16 protein-coding genes are annotated in these 19,482 nt (G+C 71.2%); 5 read left to right on the top strand and 11 right to left on the bottom strand.

The window, feature by feature from the left end:
* Positions 1 to 272: 272 nt before the first annotated feature.
* The 5 genes from cysS to ACFV57_RS10390 form a co-directional block, all read right to left on the bottom strand.
* Positions 273 to 1,667, bottom strand: coding sequence for a cysteine--tRNA ligase (gene cysS, locus ACFV57_RS10370; protein ID WP_385228256.1), 1,395 nt, complete (start codon positions 1,665 to 1,667; stop codon positions 273 to 275).
* A gap of 250 nt (positions 1,668 to 1,917) precedes the next feature.
* A complete protein-coding gene (locus ACFV57_RS10375; protein WP_385228559.1) occupies positions 1,918 to 2,310 on the bottom strand; it encodes a PPOX class F420-dependent oxidoreductase in 393 nt (130 codons plus the stop codon).
* A 255-nt stretch (positions 2,311 to 2,565) separates the two neighbouring features.
* Positions 2,566 to 3,075, bottom strand: a complete 510-nt coding sequence (ispF, locus tag ACFV57_RS10380) for a 2-C-methyl-D-erythritol 2,4-cyclodiphosphate synthase (protein ID WP_385228259.1) — start codon at positions 3,073 to 3,075, stop codon at positions 2,566 to 2,568.
* Complete coding sequence (gene ispD / locus ACFV57_RS10385) at positions 3,068 to 3,853, bottom strand: 2-C-methyl-D-erythritol 4-phosphate cytidylyltransferase (protein ID WP_385228262.1); 786 nt, start codon at positions 3,851 to 3,853, stop codon at positions 3,068 to 3,070. The genes ispF and ispD overlap by 8 nt, the downstream gene beginning before the upstream one ends.
* Positions 3,854 to 4,247: 394 nt before the next feature.
* On the bottom strand, positions 4,248 to 4,730 hold the full coding sequence (locus ACFV57_RS10390) for a CarD family transcriptional regulator (RefSeq protein ID WP_003953493.1): 483 nt from the start codon (positions 4,728 to 4,730) through the stop codon (positions 4,248 to 4,250).
* Positions 4,731 to 5,545: 815 nt separating this feature from the next.
* Here ACFV57_RS10390 and ACFV57_RS10395 point away from each other — a divergent pair.
* The gene (locus ACFV57_RS10395) at positions 5,546 to 6,199 is read left to right on the top strand and encodes a DUF461 domain-containing protein (RefSeq protein WP_385228265.1); all 654 of its coding nucleotides are present in this window, start codon (positions 5,546 to 5,548) and stop codon (positions 6,197 to 6,199) included.
* Positions 6,200 to 6,504: 305 nt separating this feature from the next.
* Here ACFV57_RS10395 and ACFV57_RS10400 read toward each other — a convergent pair whose 3' ends face one another.
* Together ACFV57_RS10400 and ACFV57_RS10405 are read right to left on the bottom strand one after the other, a co-directional pair.
* Positions 6,505 to 7,185: a response regulator transcription factor gene (locus ACFV57_RS10400; RefSeq protein ID WP_003981262.1), complete on the bottom strand. Its 681-nt coding sequence runs from the start codon at positions 7,183 to 7,185 to the stop codon at positions 6,505 to 6,507.
* Complete coding sequence (locus tag ACFV57_RS10405; RefSeq protein ID WP_385228269.1) at positions 7,182 to 8,456, bottom strand: sensor histidine kinase; 1,275 nt, start codon at positions 8,454 to 8,456, stop codon at positions 7,182 to 7,184. Before ACFV57_RS10405 ends, ACFV57_RS10400 begins: the two co-directional genes overlap by 4 nt.
* 354 nt (positions 8,457 to 8,810) lie before the next feature.
* Between ACFV57_RS10405 and phoU the strand changes: the two genes are divergently transcribed.
* Entirely contained in the window at positions 8,811 to 9,488 is a 678-nt protein-coding gene (gene phoU / locus ACFV57_RS10410) for a phosphate signaling complex protein PhoU (RefSeq protein WP_385228272.1), read from the top strand.
* A gap of 864 nt (positions 9,489 to 10,352) precedes the next feature.
* Here phoU and asnB read toward each other — a convergent pair.
* Both asnB and ACFV57_RS10420 read right to left on the bottom strand, forming a co-directional pair.
* Entirely contained in the window at positions 10,353 to 12,200 is a 1,848-nt protein-coding gene (gene asnB / locus ACFV57_RS10415) for an asparagine synthase (glutamine-hydrolyzing) (protein ID WP_385228275.1), read from the bottom strand.
* Between the two features lie 273 nt (positions 12,201 to 12,473).
* Positions 12,474 to 13,235, bottom strand: coding sequence for a phosphoglyceromutase (locus ACFV57_RS10420; RefSeq protein ID WP_385228278.1), 762 nt, complete (start codon positions 13,233 to 13,235; stop codon positions 12,474 to 12,476).
* Positions 13,236 to 13,463: 228 nt separating this feature from the next.
* On the opposite strand from ACFV57_RS10420, the gene ACFV57_RS10425 reads away from it, so the two are divergent.
* Complete coding sequence (locus ACFV57_RS10425) at positions 13,464 to 14,759, top strand: alpha/beta hydrolase family protein (RefSeq protein WP_385228281.1); 1,296 nt, start codon at positions 13,464 to 13,466, stop codon at positions 14,757 to 14,759.
* An 88-nt stretch (positions 14,760 to 14,847) separates the two neighbouring features.
* Here the strand turns inward: ACFV57_RS10425 and ACFV57_RS10430 are convergent, their stop codons facing one another.
* Together ACFV57_RS10430 and ACFV57_RS10435 are read right to left on the bottom strand one after the other, a co-directional pair.
* A complete protein-coding gene (locus ACFV57_RS10430) occupies positions 14,848 to 15,345 on the bottom strand; it encodes a YbjN domain-containing protein (protein WP_385228284.1) in 498 nt (165 codons plus the stop codon).
* On the bottom strand, positions 15,338 to 16,777 hold the full coding sequence (locus tag ACFV57_RS10435) for a glycosyltransferase (protein ID WP_385228287.1): 1,440 nt from the start codon (positions 16,775 to 16,777) through the stop codon (positions 15,338 to 15,340). The genes ACFV57_RS10430 and ACFV57_RS10435 overlap by 8 nt, the downstream gene beginning before the upstream one ends.
* Before the next feature lie 332 nt (positions 16,778 to 17,109).
* On the opposite strand from ACFV57_RS10435, the gene ACFV57_RS10440 reads away from it, so the two are divergent.
* Together ACFV57_RS10440 and ACFV57_RS10445 are read left to right on the top strand one after the other, a co-directional pair.
* Positions 17,110 to 17,922: a class I SAM-dependent methyltransferase gene (locus ACFV57_RS10440; RefSeq protein WP_385228290.1), complete on the top strand. Its 813-nt coding sequence runs from the start codon at positions 17,110 to 17,112 to the stop codon at positions 17,920 to 17,922.
* 131 nt (positions 17,923 to 18,053) lie between these two features.
* Positions 18,054 to 19,085: an aldo/keto reductase gene (locus ACFV57_RS10445; protein WP_385228562.1), complete on the top strand. Its 1,032-nt coding sequence runs from the start codon at positions 18,054 to 18,056 to the stop codon at positions 19,083 to 19,085.
* Positions 19,086 to 19,482 lie beyond the last annotated feature (397 nt).

Raw genomic sequence — 19,482 nt, forward strand, 5'->3', positions numbered from 1 at the left:
ACGTACGTACGGATGTGTGTGCCCGGTGCACGCCCGATGCGTGCCCCACGCGTGTTCGACGCGTGACTGGTGCGTCTCTGCTGTCCTGTGCCATGCGTCTGCTGTGCCTCTGCAAGAAGTGTCGCCCGGAGGCGGCCGGTACGGCCAACCGGCACCCATCGGTACGGGCGGGCCGCGACCGCGGCCCGCCCTCCGGCCGACGGTTCAGGGAAGAACCCGGCTCAGGACACGGCCTGCCTCACGACACTGCTCGACTCACGACACGGCCTGCCTCACGACAGCGACCAGCGCGGGCCCGAAGGAGTGTCCTCGATGGCCAGGCCGGACTGCTGAAGCTGGTCGCGGATGGCGTCGGCGGTCGCGTAGTCCTTGCGGGCGCGGGCCGCCTGGCGCTGCTCCAGGACCAGCCGGACGAGCGAGTCGACGACGCCGTGCAGATCCTCGCCACGGTCCGTGCCGCCGCCCGACCACTGCTCGTCCAGCGGGTCCAGGCCCAGTACGCCGAGCATGGCGCGGACCTCCGCCAGGCGGGCGACGGCGGATTCCTTGTCGTCGGCCGTCAGCGCGGAGTTCCCCTGGCGGACGGTGGTGTGCACGATGGCGAGCGCCTGCGGGACACCGAGGTCGTCGTCCATCGCCTCGGCGAAGGCCGGTGGCACCTCGGCGGCGGGCTCGACCGTCCCGGCCTTCTCCACCACCCGCTGGACGAAGCCCTCGATCCGCGCGAACGCGGACTCGGCCTCGCGCAGCGCCTCCTCGCTGTACTCGATCATCGAGCGGTAGTGCGGGGTGCCCAGGTAGTAGCGCAGCACGATCGGGCGCCAGCGCTTGACCATGTCCGAGACCAGCACCGAGTTGTCCAGCGACTTGGACATCTTCTCGCCGCTCATGGTGACCCACGCGTTGTGGCACCAGTAGGCGGCGAAATCGTCGCCGTACGCCTTGGCCTGCGCGATCTCGTTGTCGTGGTGCGGGAAGATCAGGTCGACGCCGCCGCCGTGGATGTCGAAGGCGCTGCCGAGGTACTTGTGCGCCATCGCCGAGCACTCCAGGTGCCAGCCGGGGCGCCCGCGGCCCCACGGGGTCTCCCAGCTGGGCTCGCCGGGCTTGACCGCCTTCCACATGGCGAAGTCACGCGGGTCGCGCTTACCGGTCTCGCCCTCGGCGGACGGCTGGAGCAGGTTGTCCAGCTCGTGCCTGGACAGCTCCAGGTAGCCGGGGAAGGAGCGCACGTCGAAGTAGACGTTGCCGTCCGCCGCGTAGGCGTGGCCGCGGTCGATCAGGCCCCGCATCATCTCGATCATCTCGGGGACGTGGCCGGTGGCGCGCGGCTCGTAGGTCGGGCGCAGGCAGCCGAGCGTGTCGTAGGCCGTGTTGAAGGCGACCTCGTTCTCGTAGCCGATGGCCCACCACGGGCGGCCCTGCTCGCCGGCCTTCTTGATGATCTTGTCGTCGATGTCCGTCACGTTGCGGACGAACGTCACGCCGTAGCCGCGGTGGAGAAACCAGCGGCGCATGATGTCGAAGTTCAGTCCCGACCGGATGTGCCCGATGTGCGGGGCGGCCTGTACGGTCGCGCCGCACAGGTAGATCGAGACACAGCCCGGCGTGAGCGGGGTGAAATCGCGAATCTGCCGGGCGCTGGTGTCGTACAGCCGAATAGTCACGCAACAAGGGTAGTCCGAACCGGACAGTGCCCCGCGACCCCCGGGGCCACGGACACATAAGCGTGACACTTTGCCTGCGGTGGCGACGCGTGCGGGCACTGCGACGGCTGACGTGTACGAATGCCCGACCCGGCGGGTACGGACGAGCGGCCCGGCTGGTACGGACGTCCGGCCCGGCTGGTACGACCGACCGCCCCTGCGCGTACGGACGCCTGGCCCGGCGCGTGCGCACCTCGGAGCCGGGCGCTCCTCAGAGCCGGGCGACCACCTTGCGCGCGGTGATCCGTACGACGACGCGCTCACCGTCGTCCGGCACGCCGGGGTTGAACTCCGCGTACGGCCTGCCGGTGTACTTGTGCGACAGCTCGTCGATCAGCTCCCGGCCGTCCGCGCTGCTCAGGGCGGCCGAGCCGCGTATCTCGGCGTAGGTGTACGGAGCGTCGGACGGCTGCACGAGCACCGTCACGCGGGGGTCCCGCCGGAGGTTGTGCGCCTTGCGGCAGCCCGCGGTCGTGGAGAACAGGATGTCGTCGCCGTCCCGCTTCACCCAGACCGGGGACAGCTGCGGACTGCCGTCGGGCTGGATCGTCGCCACGGTGGCGAAAACCGGGCTGTCGAGGAGAGCCTTGAGGGCACCGGGCAGGGCGGCCGGTGCGCCCGGCGCGGCAGGAGGGGCCGACGGGGGCGGTGCGGTCGGCCCGGCCGGCGCGATCGGCGCGCCGGTTGCCTCCGGTGCGGCTGACACGGCGGCTCCTTCCCGTACGGCTGTGGGGGCACGGACCGCGAACCCCCGGTCACCTTGCTCAACTCCCGTACGCCGCACAGAGTTCCCGTCCCCTACGCCGCGCAGGGTTCCCACGACGCGCACCGCCCGGCTCCCCCGCCACCGGCTACCCCACTACCCCACCTCGGGCAGCACCAGCGCCGTGGCAACCGCCGCCAGGCCCTCCGCGCGGCCCGTCAGGCCCAGGCCGTCCGAGGTCGTGCCGGAGACCGAGACCGGCGCGCCGGCCGCTTCCGACAGGACCTTCTGGGCCTCGGCGCGCCGCTTGCCGACCTTCGGGCGTACGCCGATGACCTGCACCGCGATGTTGCCGATCAGAAAGCCCTCGGCCCGTACGATGCGGGCGGCCTCGGCGAGCAGCGTCACCCCGGACGCGCCGGACCACTCCGGGCGGCTCGTGCCGAAGTGCGCGCCGAGGTCGCCGACGCCGGCGGCCGAGAAGAGCGCGTCACAGGCCGCGTGCGCGGCGACGTCGCCGTCGCTGTGCCCGGCGAGGCCGTAGCCGTCGCTCGCCGCGTCGTCCCAGAGCAGCCCGGCCACCCACAGTTCGCGGCCCTTCTCGAAGGCGTGCACGTCGGTGCCGACGCCCACCAGCGGCATCAGCTGCGTCCGTGGCTCATACATACCCATCGGTGGCCCTCCTACGGGCGAGTACGGCTTCGGCGAGCACCAGGTCCAGCGGGCGGGTCACCTTGAACGCCTCTTCGTGTCCGGGCACCACCACGACGGGTGCGCCGAGCTGCTCGACCATTCCGGCGTCGTCGGTCGCGCCGTCACCCTGGAGAGTGACCGCCTCGTGCGCCTTGACCAGGGTCGCCCGATCGAAGCCTTGCGGCGTCTGTACGGCGCGCAGCCGGGCGCGCTCCGGGGTGCCCACCACGGGCTCCGGCTCGCCGGTCCGCTCGCCGGTGCGCGGTTCGACCTGCTTGACGGTGTCCGCGAGCGGCAGCGCCGGCACCACGGCCGGGGCGCCGTGCCGTACGGCGGCGATCACCGAGTCGACCGTGTCGGCGGGGACCAGGGGCCGGGCCGCGTCGTGCACCAGCACCACGTCGACGGCCTCGGGCAGCGCCTCCAGGCCGCGGCGTACGGACTCCTGGCGGGTTTCGCCGCCGGGCACGACGACCAGGTCGGTGCGTTCGGGCAGCGGATACTGGTCCAGCAGGTTGCGGACCTCGGTGGCGCCGTCCGGCGGGGCGACGACCACGACGACGGAGACGGCACGGGAGGCGGCCATCGCGCGTACGGCGTGGACGAGCATGGGTGTGCCGCCCAGCGCTCGAAGCGCCTTCGGGGCGCCCGGCCCGAGCCGCACGCCACGCCCGGCGGCGGGGATCACGGCCGCGGTGCGGAGCCGGGGCGCGCCGGAGGGGTTGACGGAATCTGGGGATACGTCTGACATCGGTTGCTCCGAGGCCCGGGGAGACCCCGGAATTAGCGCAGACAGGTTTGTTTCCTGAGCCGACATGGGTATGGCCGCAGTGTGCCGGGCGCGACGCCCCGATCCGGACCCTTCCGTGACACCGGTCGGGACAGCTGCCCGAGCCCGGCACGCCATAAGCCGGCGAGACGGCGGTTCTGGACGGGGACGAGCACGGGGGCGGTCACCACGGGGAACGATCACACAGTTCGCTGCTGGTGCACGGCTTCCGCGGGTGTGCGAACTCCGTACACGGGCACATATCCACACATGGGTACACAGTCGGGCACAGGTGCAGATATGCCGCAGCGCCCGGCAACTGACCGCTCCTGGCCGGAGTCGGCCGCCACTCGGGCGCCGCGGCATACATACGTCGTCAGGACGCGAGGACCTCGTCGAGCAGGGCCTCGGCCTTGTCCTCGTTGGTGTTCTCCGCGAGGGCGAGTTCGCTCACGAGGATCTGGCGGGCCTTGGCGAGCATCCGCTTCTCACCGGCGGAGAGACCGCGCTCCCGCTCACGACGCCACAGGTCACGCACCACTTCGGCGACCTTGATCACGTCGCCCGAAGCGAGCTTCTCCAGATTGGCCTTGTAACGACGGGACCAGTTCGTCGGTTCTTCGGCATACGGTGCGCGCAGCACCTCGAAGACCCGGTCCAGCCCATCCTGGCCGACCACATCTCGCACGCCGACGAACTCCGCATTGTCCGCTGGCACACGAACAGTCAAGTCGCCCTGGGCGACCTTCAGCACCAAGTAGGTCTTGTCCACGCCTTTGATCTGGCGAGTTTCGATGGCCTCGATCAGCGCGGCCCCGTGATGGGGATAGACCACGGTGTCGCCAACCTTGAACGTCATGTGACAGGTACCCCTTCCGTGGCTATCCATGCTAACACGGGAACGGGCCGTTCTGAATGGCGTTTTCGCAGGTCAGGGCATATCTCGGGGCTTGACAACAACGGCCGGAACGTGCTTCGACAGCCCTCCGGGTGCAGGAATTCGCAGGTCGGAGGCGCTTCGCGCGCGGCCTGAAACACGTACGTCACACCCCGGGAAGCACCCGAAGCGCAAACCTTACGTCCCGTTTTGCCGGAATCCGGATGTCGCAGTTCCGCTACTCCGTTCGGTTCGGGAGGGCGGGTGTCCGCCGTTTCGCGAATTGATCACTGGGCGTTCACCACGCGATCACCACGCACCGGCCGCCGTACGTGATCAATTACGGGAAGCCGGCGCATTCCCTGCGAATGCCGATTTACCTCGGGGGAAACCGGCCGGGCTTCACCCGAACGGCCGCTTGCCGGATATTCGGGTTTCTTCCAGGCGCAGGTCACAGACTTCTACGAGCTTCAACGCGCTTCGTCGGAGCGCCCCCGTGAACTGTCTCGGAACCTGCTCGGCGAGGGGCGCGGCATTCGGCCGTACGGCCGTACGGCGGCGGGCCGTCGCGGCGCGTCGGGACGGGCTGCGACGGTATGTGACGAGGGTGTGATCGTCCTGGGGGCGGGTCGGGTGCGGCGGCCCGGGGACGGCTCGGTAACCTAGCGGCGCTGACACACCCTTAGGGCGGCTTTACGCGGACGTCGACACGGCGACCGCACGGGCCGCCCAGCCGCCCATCCGCGACCGGGCTCGAAGTTCGGCCGCCGTAGTTCGTCCAAGGAGATGCCGCCGCCGTGAGCCGCAGCCTTCGACGCGGCGTCCTCGCCGCCACCGTCCTCACGCTCTCGATCGCCACGCTCTCCGCGTGCGGAGCCGGGAACGACGCCCAGACGCTCCAGGTCAGGCCGGACAACGCCGCGACCAGCGTCGGCGACCTCAAGATCCAGAACGCCTCCGTCGTCACCCAGCCCGACCCGGACGCCAAGGGCCCGGCCGCGGTGACCGCGACGGTCTTCAACAACGGCAGCAAGGACCAGACGCTGGAGTCCATCAAGGTCGACGGCGCGAACAAGGAAGCGAAGCTGTCGCCCGCCAAGGGCTCCGGGCCGATCGTGATCCCGGCCGGCGGCTCCGTCGTCATCGGCGGCCAGGGCAACCCCTCGGCCGTACTGAACGACGGCAGCGAGTCCGTGAAGAACGGCGACGCGCAGTCCGTGACCTTCGACTTCAGCGGCGCCGGCAAGGTCGTCCTGCGGGCGTTCGTCGTCCCGGCGAAGACCTACTTCAAGGAGTACGGCCCGAGCGAGGTGCCGTCGCCGTCCAACACGGCCAACCCGTCCGGCTCTCCCTCCTCCTCGGCCGGCACGCCGGGCAAGTCCACGCCATCCGGCACCCCCGGCGCGCCCACGACGCCCGGCGGCGGCCAGTCGCCCGACGCCGAACGCTGACGCCCACGGCGCGGCGCTGGACGGCGTAGGGCGACCGCACTACGGCACAGCGCGGCGCCGGCACCGCAGCCGGCAGCACACAGGCAGCACAGGCGTCACAGGTGCAGCAGGTACAGCAGGTACACGGCAGCGCCGTGCGGCCCGGAGAGGATTCCGGCCCGCACGGCGCTCTTGTACGCCGCGCCGCAACGGCTCCGGGCGCTGAGGGCAGGCCGAGCCGCACGGCCGCCTCATGACCACGGCCGCCTCATGACCACGGCCGCCTCATCGCCACGGCCGGCTCCCGCCCGTACGGCTCGCGCTTCTTACGGCTCGAACTTGTACCCCAGGCCGCGGACCGTGACCAGGTACCGCGGCGCGCCCGGGTCCGGTTCGATCTTGGCGCGCAGGCGCTTCACGTGGACGTCCAGCGTCTTGGTGTCCCCCACGTAGTCGGCGCCCCAGACGCGGTCGATCAGCTGCATACGGGTCAGCACCCGGCCCGCGTTGCGCAGCAGCATCTCCAGCAGGTCGAACTCCTTCAGCGGCAGGTCGACCTTGCCGCCGGAGACCGTGACGACGTGCCGGTCCACGTCCATCCGGACCGGCCCGGCCTCCAGTGCCTGCGGTGTGACCTCCTCAGGCTCCCCGCGGCGGCGCAGCACCGCGCGGATGCGGGCGACCAGCTCGCGGGTGGAGAAGGGCTTGGTGACGTAGTCGTCGGCTCCTATTTCCAGGCCGACCACCTTGTCGATCTCGCTGTCCTTGGCGGTCACCATGATGACCGGGACGTTGGAGCGGCCGCGCAGCTGACGGCAGACCTCGGTGCCGGGCAGGCCCGGCAGCATCAGGTCCAGCAGGACCAGGTCGGCGCCGTTGCGCTCGAACTCGTCCAGGCCGTCGGGGCCGGTGGCCGCGACGGCGACCTCGAAGCCCTCCTTGCGGAGCATGTACGACAGGGCGTCACTGAACGATTCCTCGTCCTCGACGACGAGCACTCGGGTCACGGAAGGACCTCCGGGGCAGGATGAGCAGGGAGCGGATCGTTGAAGGTCTCGTACGGGCGGTCCTCTTCGTCGAGGCCATCCGCTGAAGGGTCGGAGGCGGTGCGCGCGCGGTCGCGCACGGCGCCGGCCTCCGGGAGACGCAGGGTGAAGGTGGAGCCCTGTCCTTCAGCGCTCCACACCGTGACCTCCCCGCCGTGCGAGGCGGCCACATGTTTGACGATGGCGAGGCCGAGGCCGGTCCCGCCGGTGGCGCGCGAGCGCGCCGGGTCCACGCGGTAGAACCGCTCGAAAACACGGTCCCGGTCCTTCTCCGATATCCCGATGCCCTGGTCGGTCACCGCGATCTCGATCAGGTCGCCCCCGTGCGCCTGGACACGGCGGCCCGCGATACCGACCCGCGTACGGGCCGGGGAGTAGTTGACGGCGTTCTCCACGAGGTTGCCGAGGGCGGCGGCGAGCTGGCCGCGGTTGCCCCAGACGTACAGGTCGGCGGTGCCGGCCGCGGCCATGGTGATCTGCTTGCTGCCCGCCTGCTGGCGGCAGCGGTCGATCGCCTCCGCGACCAGTTCGTCCACCCGGACCGGTTCGGCGTCCTCCAGCGGGTCGTCGTTCTGCACCCGGGAGAGGTCGATCAGTTCCTGGACGAGGTTGGTCAGGCGGGTGGCCTCGTTCTGCATCCGCCCGGCGAAGCGCTCGACCGCCTCGGGGTCGTCACTCGCGTCCATGACGGCCTCGGACAGCAGGGACAGGGCGCCGACCGGGGTCTTGAGCTCATGGCTGACGTTGGCGACGAAGTCGCGCCGTACCGCTTCTATCCGCCGGGCCTCGGTCAGGTCCTCGACCAGCAGCAGGACCAGCCGCGAGCCGAGGGGCGCGACGCGCGCCGAGACCGCCAGGGCGTCTCCGCCACGGCCCGTTCCCCTGCGCGGCAGGTCCAGCTCGACCTGGCGTATCTCTCCGTCGCGGCGGGTGTCGCGGGCCATCTGGAGCATCGGTTCGACGGCCAGCTTGCCGCCGCGCACCAGGCCGAGGGCGTACGCCGCCGAGCTGGCCTTGACCACGGCGTCGGCCTCGTCCAGGACGACGGCCGAGGAGCGCAGCACCGACAGGACCGTGTCCACGCCGGGTGGCAGGACGGCGTCGGTGTGCAGGGACGTACGCGTGGGCTTGGCCTGTTCCCGCTCGCTCCAGCGGAACGCCAGCATGGCGAAGACGCCGGTGCACAATCCGGCGATCGCTGCCACTGCGGCGACGGCCGCATCCACGTTCATGACTCCAGGTTATGCGTCGCCTGTGACACTTCCCCAGCCGTTCGAGGGCTCGATCGAACATACGTCGCCCAGAGTTCACCTTGGTGTCGGCGCCGGTTCATTCCGGATGGCAGAACCGGTCGCGTTCCGGCCGGAACGTGGGAGCGTGGGGATTCCGGCCCCACGCCACCACTTCGAGCGACAGATCACCACCCGAGCGGCACCCCGGCGCTCCGGGCGGCGGACGCCACCCTGAGCGGCACCTCACCACTCCGGGCGACGGACGACCACCCTGAGCGACGGACATCACCACTTCGGGCGACAGATCACCACCCCGAGCTGCACGCCACCACCCGAACCGAGAGAAGGTCACTGATGCGGGACGCGTACCACGAGGAGCTGGACTCGATCGGCGAGGGCCTCGTCGAGATGGCCAGGCTCGTCGGCTCCGCGATCGGGCGCGCCACCACGGCGATACTCGACGCGGACCTGAAGCTGGCCGAGGCCGTCATCGCCGCCGACGAGAAGGTCGACGACCTCCAGCGCGATCTGGAGGCGCGGGCCATAGCCCTGCTGGCCCGCCAGCAGCCGGTCGCCACCGACCTGCGGATCGTCGTCACCTCCCTGCGCATGAGCGCCGACCTGGAACGTTCCGGCGACCTGGCCCAGCACGTGGCCAAGCTCGCCCGGCTGCGCTTCCCGGAGACGGCCGTGCCGCGGGACCTGCACGCCACGATCCTGGAGATGGGCCAGCTCGCCCAGCGTCTGATGGCCAAGGCCGCCGAGGTCATCATCACCAAGGACGTCGACCTCGCGCTCCAGCTGGAGCAGGACGACGACGCGATGGACCTCCTCCACCGCGCCCTCTTCCAGCACCTCATGGACGACCGCTGGAAGCACGGCATCGAGACGGCCGTGGACGTGACGCTGCTGGGCCGCTACTACGAGCGGTTCGCCGACCACGCGGTGTCGGTCGCCAAGCGTGTCGTCTACCTGGTCACCGGGGAACACGCGGACGAGATGGCCCCGCCGGCGCCCGTCGAGGGCGCGTAGCAGCACCCGGCCGCGCGCGGCACGGCCCGTACGCTCCGGCCAGGAGCCGTACGGCGGCGTGCCGTGCCACCACGCGCCGTTGATGCGCCTCGGCGGGCGGACGTCCAATGGAGAGCGAACGACATAGCGAACGACATTCGGATGGCCCTCTCCCCGAGGAGGCAAGTCATGGCGCGTTCCTCTGCCCCGACCCCCAACCCGGCCCCCGGCAACTGCGCCTGCGGCCCCGGCTGCTCCTGCGGCTGCCAGGCCGGCGGCGCCTGCCAGTGCGGCGGCGGCTGCAGCTGACCCCCGAGGCCGGCTACGGCTGACGTCCGACCGCGGTTGCGGCCCCCCCTTCCGGCGGCCGCCGCGGCCGCAACCGCGGCACACACAAGGGCCCCGTTCGGCAGTCGGCCGGGCGGGGCTGCTCGGGCGCCCCGGGAATGTGAGCGGGAGCGTCACGCCAAAGGAGATCGTGGAAACGCTGAAGCCCGCTGATCTGCGACACGCGTGCCGCACGAAGCGAAGTGATCACGTACGAGGCTCCGCCGGAGCCGGCGGAGCGGGTGCCGGCCCTCGTCGGCACGGCAGGACCCGGCCCGCTCCACGCCGGGCGGGGAGCCCGCCGTGTGGACCACGCTCCCTCGGGGACCGAATCCCTCCTTGCGTGCCTGAACGGTGGCGCCATCACCGCACAGGACTACGCCGGCTGCTTCGGAACAGAACGAGCACCTGACCGCACAAGACGGCCCAGCACCGGCCAGAACCCCCCTACTCGCGGCAGGACCGCAGGCAGGGGGCTCAAGGCCAGGGGACCGACTTCTCCTGCCCGGGGTCCGGCAGGTCCGTTTTCGCCCCTGTGTGGCCGCTGGCTCTGGGCGGTCAGGCCACCCGGATCTCCGGTTGGTACATGTCCAGCCAAGTTGCGATGTCGACCATGCGGTCGAGCTGCTCGCGCGCGGGGACCGGCATGGTCGCCGGGTCCAGCTTCACCATCTCGTCGATCGTGGTCCGGGTGACGACCTGGAAGATCGGGTGGTCCTGCTCGGAGAGCAGCTGCCTGCCCATCTGCTGCAGCCCGCTCGCGTAGCGCGCGTCCTGGGTGGCCGGGTAGGGGCTCTTCAGCCGCTCCACCACCGAGCGCGGGAGCAGATCGCCGGCGGCTGCGCGCAGCAGGCTCTTCTCCCTGCCGTCGAAGCTCTTCATCGACCACGGGGTGTTGTAGACGTACTCCACCAGCCGGTGGTCGCAGTACGGCACCCGGACCTCCAGGCCGACCGCCATGCTTATCCGGTCCTTGCGGTCGAGCAGCATCTGGAGGAACCGGGTGAGATGCAGGTGGCTCATGACACGCATGCGCCGTTCCTGTGTGTCCTCCCCGGGCAGCACCCCGACCTCGGCAACCGCCTCGCTGTACCGGTCCTTGAGGTACGTCACCAGGCCGTTCCCGGCCGTCAGGTCCGGGTTGAGCGCCCCCTTCGGGTTCGCTCCGGACCACGCGGACATGACGGGGATGATCCACGGGAAGATGCCGGCGCGCTGCGCCACCGGGTCCCGGAACCAGGGGTATCCGCCGAAGAGCTCGTCCGCCGTCTCACCGGAGAGCGCGACCGTGGAGTGCTCGCGGATCGCCTTGAACAGCATGTACAGCGATACGTCCACGTCGGCGATGCCGCTGGGGAAGTCCTTCGCGGCCATGACCGTCCGGCGCGCGTCAAGGTCGGTGAGCGCGGTGTGGGGCAGCACGATGTCCTCGTGCAGCGAGCCGACGTGGTCGGCCACGGCGTGCACGAACGGCGAGTCCGGGGTGGCCCGCATATTGTCGGGCCGGAAGTTGTCGGCCAGCCCGGCGAAGTCGACGGAGAAGCTGCGCACCTTGTCGCCGTGCTCGGCCAGCTCCCGCGCGGCCAGCGCCGTGAGCGAGCTGGAGTCCAGTCCGCCCGAGAGCAGCACGCACTGCGGCACGTCCGCGACGAGCTGGCGCCGCACGGTGTCGCCGAGCAGGTCACGGATCGTGGCGACGGTGGTGTCCAGGTCGTCGGTGTGCTCGCGGGTCTCCAGCTTCCAGTACGTCCGCTCGCGCACACCGGCGCGGTCGACCACCACGATGCTGCCCGGCCGGACCTCGCGCATATCGGACCAGATCGCGTTTCCCGGCGTCTTGCACACGCTCAGCAGCTCGAACAGGCCCTCGGTGTCGATCACGCGCTTGAACATCGGATGGGCCAGGATGGCCTTGGGCTCCGAGCCGAACAGCACGCCGTCGGCGGTGCGGTGGAAGTAGAAGGGCTTGATGCCCATCCGGTCACGGATCATGACCAGCTTCTCGTGCCGGGAGTCCCAGATCGCGAAGGCGTACATGCCGTTGAGCCGGTCGACCAGGGCCTCGCCCCACTCCAGGTAACCGCGCAGCACGACCTCGGTGTCGCTGGTCGTGCGGAAGCGGTGGCCGTGGCGGCGCAGCTCCTCGCGCAGCTCCGTGAAGTTGTACACCTCACCGCTGTAGGTCATGACCACCGGGCCGTTGGGGGTGTCGGCACGCATCGGCTGCGCGCCGCCCTCGATGTCGATCACTGCCAGTCGGCGGTGGCCGAGTGCCACGTGCCGGTCCACCCAGGTGCCCCTGGCGTCCGGGCCCCGGTAAGCCATGGTGTCGGTCATCGCGTCCACCGTCGCCTGCTCTTTGGTCAGGTCGTGGTCGAACGCGAGCCAGCCTGAGATTCCACACATCTCGGCACTCCCGTCATCGTGATTGGCTGAATTCCTACAGCCGGGATCGTCCCGCGGAATCATTAGTGTTTCTTTCAAACAACGCCTAGTAAGACCCTCCAGGTGTTTCCGATCAGGGGTGGTGCAGCATGCCGGGCGGACGGGCGGACGGCTGCTGTCCACGGTGGCTGACGCCGGACGGTCGGTGCGCGGGGCCCGGGGACGGCCCGGAAAAGACCACGGCCCCTCAGCCGCACAGAACGTGCGGCTGAGGGGCCGTGGTCGCGGCGGTTCTTACTTCTTCTTGCCCTGGTTCTTCACGGCCTCGATGGCGGCCTTGGCGGCTTCCGGGTCGAGGTAGGTGCCGCCCGGGTTCACCGGGTGGAAGTCGGCGTCGAGCTCGTAGGAGAGCGGGATGCCGGTGGGGATGTTCAGGCCGGCGATGTCCGCGTCGGAGACGCCGTCGAGGTGCTTGACCAGGGCGCGCAGCGAGTTGCCGTGGGCGGCGACCAGGACGGTGCGGCCGGCGGCCAGGTCCGGGACGATGTTGTCGTACCAGTACGGGAGCATCCGGACGACGACGTCCTTGAGGCACTCGGTGCGGGGGCGCAGCTCGCTGGGGATGACCGCGTAGCGCGGGTCGTCGATCTGGGAGAACTCCGCGTCGTCGGCGAGCGCCGGCGGCGGGGTGTCGTACGAGCGGCGCCAGAGCATGAACTGCTCCTCGCCGAACTCGGCCAGGGTCTGCGCCTTGTCCTTGCCCTGGAGGGCGCCGTAGTGGCGCTCGTTCAGGCGCCAGCTGCGGTGGACCGGAATCCAGTGGCGGTCGGCGGACTCCAGGGCCAGCTGCGCGGTGCGGATGGCGCGCTTCTGTACGGAGGTGTGCACGACATCGGGGAGCAGGCCGGCGTCCTTGAGCAGCTCACCGCCGCGGACCGCCTCCTTCTCGCCCTTCTCGTTGAGATTGACGTCCACCCAGCCGGTGAACAGGTTCTTCGCGTTCCACTCGCTCTCGCCGTGGCGAAGGAGGATCAGCTTGTACGGTGCGTCGGCCATGCCTTCGAGCGTAATCCACTTCCGGCCATGGGCTCGCCGCGGTGGGTGTGATGTGCGTGCCGGAGGAACCGGGCGGGGCGGGTGGCGGTGCCGGGCTTCGTGCGGGCCGGTCCGGGGATGGGGGTGCCCGCACGATCGCGCGGCGCTCGCGGCTCCGGAAGGCTGGCCGGGACAACAGCCGCGGGGCCGGCGGGCCGGGAGCGGCAGGCCTGGACGGGGAGAGACCGGATGACGACGACGTACACACGACGCGCCTGTGTGGTGGCGGGGCTGGTGGCTGTTGCCGCTGTGGCGGTTCCGGGTTGCGCGCCCTCGGGGGCGGGGGTGGCGGAGACCGGCGCTCGTGGCGCCGCGCAGGCGGGCGCTCATGGCACGGCTCCGGCGCGGATGACGCTGCCCGCGCCGACCGGCCCGTACAAAGTGGGCACCACCTCGCTCCACCTGGTGGACGGCAGCCGCCGCGACCCCTGGGTGGCGGACCGGCCGAACCGGGAGCTGATGGTGAGCGTCCGCTACCCGGCGCGCGCGACCGGGAGCCACCCGCCCGCGCCGCAGATGCTGCCGGGTGAGGCCGCCGCGTTCGACGCCTGGAACAACTTCCTGCCGGACATCCCGAAGGGGACGGCCGACTGGGCCGCCACCCGTACGCACGCCCACCAGGACGCACCGCTCGCGCGGCACGGCGGGCACGGCTTCCCGGTGATCCTCTATTCGCCCGGCGCGGCCGACCCGCGCACGCTGGGCAGCACGCTCTGCGACGAGCTGGCCTCGCGGGGGTACGTGGTCGTCGGCATCGACCACACGTACGAGGCGCCCGGCGTGCAGTTCCCCGACGGGCGGGTCGCGTACAGCCGGATGCGGGAGGAGGCCGGGAAGGTGCGGCGGCCCGCCCAGCTGACCGCGCTGCTGAAGAAGCTGACGGCGGTACGGGTGGCCGACACCCGCTTCGTCCTGGACGAACTGGCGCGGCCGGCGGCGCTTCCGCGGGCGCTGCGCGGGGCGCTCGACCTGCGTGCGACGGGGATGTTCGGCCAGTCCGGCGGCGGCTTCACGGCGGCGCAGGCCATGCACGACGACCGCCGGATCAGGGCCGCGGCGAACCTGGACGGCGTGCTGGGCTACACCCAGCGCGACGACGATCCGGCCAATCCGTCGACGGTCGGTACGGACGGGCTCGACCGTCCGCTGCTCCTGATGGGCAAGGAGGGCGACGACCACCACACGGTCGCGTCCTGGAAGGCGGTGTGGGACCACAGCTCGGGGTGGCACCGGGACCTCACCCTGACCGGCGCCGCGCACGCGAGCTTCACGGACGCGCAGTCGCTGGTGCCGCAGGTGGCCCGGGAGGCGGGGCTGCCGCGGAAGACCGTCGGGAAGCTGGTGGGCACGGTCGCCCCGGGCCGCTCGGTGGCCGCGCAGCGGGCGTATGTGACGGCGTTCTTCGACCGGTGGCTGCGGGGGCGTGACAGCGGGCTGCTGGACGGGCCGTCGGACCGCTTTCCGGAGGTCCGGTTCGTACGGTGACTACGGTGTTCGTACGGCGGCGGAAGAGGACCGGTTCGTACGTGACGACTCCCGCAGCCGTTCCCCCGCCCCCCTGCTCCGGAACCCGCTACTGCGAAGCCTTCCGCGTCAAATGGCCGAAAGCCTCCAGATTGCGGGTGGACTCGCCCCGGGACACCCGCCACTCGTACTCCTTGCGGATGGCGGAGGCGAAGCCCATCTCCAGGAGGGTGTTGAAGCTGCCGTCGGCGTTTTCCAGGACCGTGCCGAGGATGCGGTCCAGTTCGTCCGGTGTCACGGCCGCGAGCGGGAGCTTGCCGACGAGGTAGATGTCGCCCAGCTTGTCGATCGCGTAGCTCACGCCGTACAGGCGGGTGTTGCGTTCCAGGAGCCAGCGGTGCACGGCCTCGTGGTTCTCGTCCGGGTGGCGGACGACGAAGGCGTTGATGGAGAGGGAGTGCCTGCCGACGATCAGTGAGCAGGTCGTGGAGAGCTTGCGGGTGCCGGGCAGGGTCACCACGTACGTGCCGTCGGTCGGTGATTCCCACGTCAGGCCGGCGTCGTCGAGCGTCGCCTCGATCACCTGTCGTGCCGCGTCGTCAGCCATGGGGTGATCGTAGGTGACGGCGGCGTTCCTGCATCGCGGCGGTGTACACCTCCGCGGTCGCGGCGGCGGCGGTGTCCCAGCCGAAGGACCGGGCGTGCCGGGCGGCGGCGGCGCCCATGCGGCCGGCCAGGGACGTGTCGCGGGCGAAGCGGCTCAGGGCGCGGGCGTAGTCGACCGGGTCGTGGCCCGATATGAGGAAGCCGCTGACGCCGTCGCGTACGGCCACCGGGAGGCCGCCGACGGCGGCGGCGACGACCGGGGTGCCGCAGGCCTGCGCCTCGACGGCGACCAGGCCGAACGATTCGCTGTAGGACGGCATGACCAGGACGGACGCGGCGCGGTACCAGTCCGCGAGCTGTTCCTGCCCGACCGGCGGACGGAACCGGACGACGTCGGCGATGCCGAGGCGCGCGGCGAGCTTCTGCAGGCCTTCGGGCTTGGCCAGGCCGCTGCCGCTGGGGCCGCCGACCACCGGGACGACCAGGCGGGACCGCAGGGACGGTTCCTCGTCGAGGAGGACGGCGACGGCGCGCAGCAGGATGTCGGGGGCCTTGAGCGGCTGTATACGGCCCGCGAACAGCGGGATCAGGGCGTCCTGCGGCAGACCCAGGCGGGCGCGGGCGGCGGCCCGGGAGGCGGAGGTGTCGGGTGTGGTGGAGGTGTCGGGTGTGATGGGCGGGGTGGTGCCGTTCGTGGTCGGCGTCCCCTGCCCCTCGGGGGCCGCGGGGCGAAAGCGGTCCAGGTTCACGCCGGGGTGGACGACGGCGACCTTGCCCCGGTCGGCCTCGTAGTGCCGGATCAGCTCGCCGGCCTCCTCCTCCGTGTTCGCGATCAGCCGGTCGGCGGCGCGCACGATCTGCGTCTCGCCGATGACGCGGGCCGCGGGCTCAGGGGTGTCGCCGGTGGCCAGGGCGGCGTTCTTGACCTTGGCCATGGTGTGCATGGCGTGTACCAGCGGGACGCCCCAGCGCTCGGCGGCGAGCCAGCCGACGTGGCCGGAGAGCCAGTAGTGGGAGTGCACCAGGTCGTAGTAGCCGGGGCGGTGGCCTGCCCACGCCTGCATCACGCCGTGGGTGAAGGCGCAGAGCTGGGCCGGCAGCTCCTCCTTGGCCAGGCCTTCGTACGGGCCCGCGTCGACGTGCCGTACGAGGACGCCGGGGGCCATCTCGACGGCGGGCGGCAGCGTGCCGGTGGTGGCGCGGGTGAAGATCTCGACCTCGATGTTGAGGGAGGCGAGCTTCCTGGCCAGCTCGACGATGTAGACGTTCATGCCGCCGGCGTCGCCCGTGCCCGGCTGGTGCAGCGGGGAGGTGTGCACGCTCAGCATGGCGACCCGGCGCGGACGGCGGGCCGCGCCCGGCAGACGCAGCCCCGAGCGGCCCGGGAACGGACCGTAGGGACGGCTGCGGAGCCTGGACACGTATTGGCTCACTGCGGGCTACCTCCTAGCCGTTACGGCCTTGGCCGGGGCGTGCGGCGCCTCCGAAGCCCGTAACAACGGACCCGGCGCATCCATTTCCCTGCGAGCCCACTCTCTCTCCACTTTGCCAAAGCGTGACCTTGGGCGGGGTGGGGTGGGTGCTTCTGGGGGGGGGAGCGGAGTGGGGCGGGCGCTTCCGGGGCGGGGCGGGCGCTTCCGGGGGGGGCGGGGGCGCTTCCGGGGGGGGGCGGGGTGGCTCGGGCACTTCCGGGCGCGAGGTGGGGGGGGGAGGCCTACTGAGGTCGGCGGGGCAGATGGGGTCTATGGGCACATAGGGTCAGGACATGGTCCGCAGCTCGTCCGCCTCTCCCCCGCCCTCCCGCCCCCTCGGGAACGCGACCCGCGGCACCACCAACCCGAACCGGCTGCGCCGCATGGACCGCTGGATCGCCGCCGCCCACGGCCCCGCACTGCGCCGCGCCCCCGCCCCAGTCGCCGTGGACCTCGGTTACGGGGCCGCGCCCTGGACGGCCGTCGAGCTGCTAGCCCGGCTGCGTACGGTCCGGGCCGACGTGCAGGTGGTCGGCGTCGAGATCGACCCGGCGCGGGTCGCGGCGGCCGCGCCGTACGCGTGCCCGGGGCTGGCCTTCGCGCACGGCGGCTTCGAGGTGCCGCTGCCGGGGCGGCAGGCGCCGGTGCTGATCCGGGCCGCGAACGTGCTGCGCCAGTACGCGGAGGACGAGGTCGCCGCCGTATGGGAGCGGCTGTGCGCGCGGCTGGCGCCGGACGGGCTGCTGGTGGAGGGCACGTGCGACGAGATCGGGCGGCGGCACGTGTGGGTGGCGCTGGGCCCCGAGGGGCCGCGCACGGTCACCTTCGCGGCCCGCCTCGGCGCCCTGGAAACCCCGTCCGACCTGGCGGAACGCCTGCCGAAGGCGTTGATCCACCGCAATGTGCCGGGCCAGCCCGTGCACGCCTTCCTGCGGGACTTCGACCGGGCGTGGGCGGCGGCGGCCCCGTACGCGTCGCTCGGCGCGCGGCAGCGGTGGATGCGCAGCGTGCTCGCGCTCAGCACGGCGTGGCCGCTGGCCGACGGGCCCCGGCGGTGGCGGCAGGGCGAGGTCACGGTGCGGTGGGAGGCGGTCGCGCCGGTGTGAAGGGGCACCGGAAGGCGTGCGGGCCGGATCTCACGCCTCGAAATTGCGTTGCTCCCAGAGGCCTTCGCGTCTTAGGTGGCCCCATCAGCCGACGGAAGGCAGGGGCGGAATCCATGGGGCAGCCACACCAGCTGGAGCAGCGTTTTCTCGGCGGGACGGGGTTGCGCGTCAGCGAACTGTGCCTGGGCACCATGACGTTCGGCAGCGGCGCGGACGAGCGGACCTCGCACCGCATGCTGGACATGTTCACTGAGGCGGGCGGCACCTTCGTCGATACGGCCGACATCTACGGGGCGGGCGTGTCCGAGGAAATCCTGGGCCGCTGGCTCAAGGCCCGCGGCAACCGCGACGAACTCGTTGTCGCCACCAAGGTGTTCGGATCGATGGGCGAGGGCGGCGGGAACGCGTCGGGGCTGAGCCGTAAGCACATCCTGACGGCCGTCGAGGGCAGCCTGCGCCGTCTCGGCACGGACTACATCGACCTCTACCAGACGCACATGTGGGATGCGGAGACGCCGGTCGAGGAGACCCTGTCGACGCTGGACACGCTCGTACGGGACGGCAAGGTGCGCTACCTGGGCGCGAGCAGTGTGGCGCCCTCGCAGTTGCAGAAGGCGCTCGACGTGGCACGCTTCCACCGATGGGAGCCGTTCGTCTGTCTGCAGCCGCTCTACAACCTCCTGTCGCGGGAGCTGGAGTGGGAGTTGCTGCCGCTGTGCGCGGCGGAGGGGGTCGGGGTCATCCCGTGGAGCCCGTTGCAGGGCGGCTGGCTCTCGGGCAAGTACCGGCGCGGCATGACGGCCGCCCCCGCGGGCTCGCGCGAGGCGGCCGTGCAGGAGCAGCAGGGCCGTGAGGGCTGGCGGGACCGGGACACCGAGGAGACGTGGCGGGTCGTGGACGCGGTGCTCGCGGTCGCCGACGAGGCGGGGCGCAGCCCGGCGCAGGTGGCGCTGCGCTGGCTGTTGCAGCAGCCGGGTGTGACGGCGCCGATCGTCGGGGCACGCACCCCGGAGCAGCTGACGGACAACCTGGGGGCCTGCGGCTGGGAGCTGACACCGGAGCAGGAGGCGCGCCTGACGGCGGCGAGCGAACGTCCGCTGCCGCACCCGTACGACGTGCTGGCGCGCCCGAATGAGCGCTCGCGGCCCTCCCGCCGGGCCTGATTCCCGGTCGAAGAGCCGCTGCCCCCGCCCACCACTACCGCGCGCTCCCGCGACCGCCTATTTATTTTACTCGACGAGGGCTGACATCTGGCATCCGAAACGCTAAGTACGTGGAGGTGGCACAGGAATGGCCACTTCTTCAGGCTGCCCTTCCCATGTTGCCCAGACGTGCCGGACTATCCTCCACTTCTCCTTTGGGAACGGCAGGTCGTACGTTGCTTCACCCGGCTGGAGTGACTGAACTCGCCTGCTCCCCGCCCGCTCCCCCAAGCTCCAAACAATTGGCGGCGGGTTGCCGTATTCGTACCAGCGCAGGAACAGGTTATGAGCGGTTACGCCGCCAATGTTTCGGCACCGATACTTCCGCCCGCTTACCTTCTCAATGGTCAACTCGACT

Origin of the sequence: Streptomyces sp. NPDC059788, from assembly GCF_042732265.1 — a bacterium.
Lineage (GTDB): Bacteria > Actinomycetota > Actinomycetes > Streptomycetales > Streptomycetaceae > Streptomyces.